Source organism: Microbulbifer epialgicus, assembly GCF_041447265.1.
GTDB classification, from domain to species: Bacteria; Pseudomonadota; Gammaproteobacteria; order Pseudomonadales; family Cellvibrionaceae; genus Microbulbifer; species Microbulbifer epialgicus.
The window spans coordinates 1-773 of record NZ_JBGMEK010000260.1 but is presented as its reverse complement, the minus strand read 5'-3'; the positions used below and the strand labels follow the sequence as shown (position 1 = coordinate 773).

The following is a 773-nucleotide window of genomic DNA, read 5'->3' as shown; positions in this document are numbered from 1 at the left end:
ACCCGTACAGTTCAGCCAAATACCCCAGCGTATGGGAGCTACAGGAAGTCCCAGGTCGTTCAAAAATCCTGATTCACACAGCCAACTATGCCTCTGATGTTCAAGGCTGTATTGGCATCGGCACGGCTCAAGCCCCTGGAGCTTGGTGGGTAACCCAATCACGTAAAGCCATACAGGAATTACAGGACATACTGCCCCCGAGGTTTGAGCTCAACGTCACTCACTTCATACCGGAGTATCCATGATTTCAGCCATATCAAATCTATTCGGCAAGGTCATAGATAAGGCGTTCCCCGATAAGACTGAAGCCAACCGTCTTAAGGCTCAAGTTGACTCACAGCTGATTGCGATGGATATGGCAGAGCTGCAATCAGCTACCCATGTAATCACAGCAGAGGCATCAGGGGAGTCATGGCTACAGAGAAACTGGCGGCCAATAACAATGCTCACATTCGTAGGGCTCATTGTTGCCCACTGGGTTGGGTGGACGGCCGAAAATCTAGGCGAGGACCAAACCCTGGCCCTGTTGGAAATAGTAAAAATCGGCCTCGGTGGCTATGTCTTTGGGCGTAGCGCTGAAAAAGCAGCTAAGGCTTGGAAGCAATCATGACTTTTCACGACGCAATGCGAGAAATACCTGATAAAGCCAGTTATATCACCGCTGTAGGTGCTGGCACATTTGCCGGTTGGCTCGCTGATAACTGGCTTGGCCTAGTGGGTGTAGTAATAGCTGCATTGGGTCTAGTCGTGAATTGGTATTACTCACACCAGCG

The 773-nt window shown here is 50.3% G+C and carries 2 protein-coding genes; both read left to right on the top strand.

Going from position 1 to position 773, the window contains the following annotated elements; translation table 11 throughout:
• On the top strand, nt 1-245 hold a 245-nt coding region (locus tag ACCI49_RS24880; RefSeq protein ID WP_371841951.1), incomplete at its 5' end, for a DUF5675 family protein.
• Nucleotides 242-610 (top strand): 3TM-type holin, encoded by a 369-nt coding sequence (locus ACCI49_RS24875; RefSeq protein WP_371841950.1) that lies wholly within the window; start codon nt 242-244, stop codon nt 608-610. The genes ACCI49_RS24880 and ACCI49_RS24875, both read left to right, overlap by 4 nt.
• The last annotated feature ends 163 nt before the right edge of the window (nt 611-773 follow it).

Excerpts from the sequence above, each read along its gene's own strand:
- ACCI49_RS24875 (WP_371841950.1), top strand. The coding sequence starts at position 242 with ATGATTTCAGCCATATCAAATCTATTCGGCAAGGTCATAGATAAGGCG.